This window comes from Ewingella sp. AOP8-B2-18, assembly GCF_052376015.1.
GTDB lineage: Bacteria > Pseudomonadota > Gammaproteobacteria > Enterobacterales > Enterobacteriaceae > Ewingella > Ewingella allii.
Genome location: NZ_JBQSVB010000051.1, coordinates 1 through 1,351 on the forward strand (window position 1 = coordinate 1; position 1,351 = coordinate 1,351).

Below are 1,351 nucleotides of genomic sequence, written 5' to 3' on the forward strand. Positions count from 1 at the left end.
GGATAATTAATGAGATGGTCACTCCCTCCTTCCCAGTACTATGCTGAGGACAGGCTTTCATTCGGAGAACCATCATGGAAAACATTGCGCTTATTGGTATCGATCTGGGTAAGAACTCTTTCCATATTCATTGTCAGGATCATCGTGGGAAGGCCGTTTACCGTAAAAAATTCACCCGACCAAAGCTAATCGAATTTCTGGCGACATGCCCAGCAACAACCATCGCGATGGAAGCCTGTGGCGGTTCTCACTTTATGGCACGCAAGCTGGCAGAGTTAGGGCATTTTCCAAAGCTGATATCACCGCAATTTGTCCGCCCATTCGTTAAAAGCAACAAAAATGACTTCGTTGATGCTGAAGCTATCTGTGAAGCAGCATCACGTCCATCTATGCGTTTCGTGCAGCCCAGAACCGAATCTCAGCAGGCAATGCGAGCTCTGCATCGTGTCCGTGAATCCCTGGTTCAGGATAAGGTGAAAACAACTAATCAGATGCATGCTTTTCTGCTGGAATTTGGTATCAGCGTTCCGCGAGGTGCTGCCGTTATTAGTCGACTGAGTACCCTTCTTGAGGACAGTAGTTTGCCTCTTTATCTCAGCCAGTTACTGCTGAAATTACAACAGCATTATCACTATCTTGTTGAGCAGATTAAAGATCTGGAATCTCAGTTGAAACGAAAGTTGGACGAAGATGAGGTTGGACAGCGCTTGCTGAGTATTCCCTGCGTTGGAACGCTGACTGCCAGTACTATTTCAACTGAGATTGGCGACGGGAAGCAGTACGCCAGCAGCCGTGACTTTGCGGCGGCAACAGGGCTGGTACCCCGACAGTACAGCACGGGAGGTCGGACGACATTGTTAGGGATTAGCAAGCGGGGCAACAAAAAGATCCGAACTTTGTTGGTTCAGTGTGCCAGGGTATTCATACAAAAACTGGAACACCAGTCTGGCAAGTTGGCCGACTGGGTCAGGGAGTTGTTGTGTCGGAAAAGCAACTTTGTCGTCACCTGTGCTCTGGCAAACAAGCTGGCCAGAATAGCCTGGGCACTGACGGCGCGACAGCAAACTTACGAAGCATAAAGGCAGAAATACACCAGTTTAAACAATCATTCATCTGGTTTTGCGAATACTGATATTGATGATACAAACGGCCCACCGGCCTGTTGAGGAACCTGTAAAACGGAAAGGCTCGCTGAAGCCGTATATTTTCTGGAGGTTCATCAGGCGCGGAACTCATCGAGGCGCGGGAATAAAATCCCATTCAGACGCCGGATAGATTCAAGCAAGCCAACTTATCGTCAAAATCGGTGTTGCAAAAACGGGAGTGACCATAGATTCCGTTTTCCAAGCGG

General features: G+C 48.4%; 1 protein-coding gene. It reads left to right on the plus strand.

The window, feature by feature from the left end; genetic code table 11:
* The first annotated feature begins 74 nt into the window (after positions 1 to 74).
* Positions 75 to 1,079, plus strand: coding sequence for an IS110-like element IS5075 family transposase (locus tag ACT3RR_RS23055; RefSeq protein ID WP_000427614.1), 1,005 nt, complete (start codon positions 75 to 77; stop codon positions 1,077 to 1,079).
* The last annotated feature ends 272 nt before the right edge of the window (positions 1,080 to 1,351 follow it).

Bases quoted from the DNA above. Each gene is read 5' to 3' on its own strand.
- ACT3RR_RS23055 (WP_000427614.1), top strand. From the start codon at position 75: ATGGAAAACATTGCGCTTATTGGTATCGATCTGGGTAAGAACTCTTTC.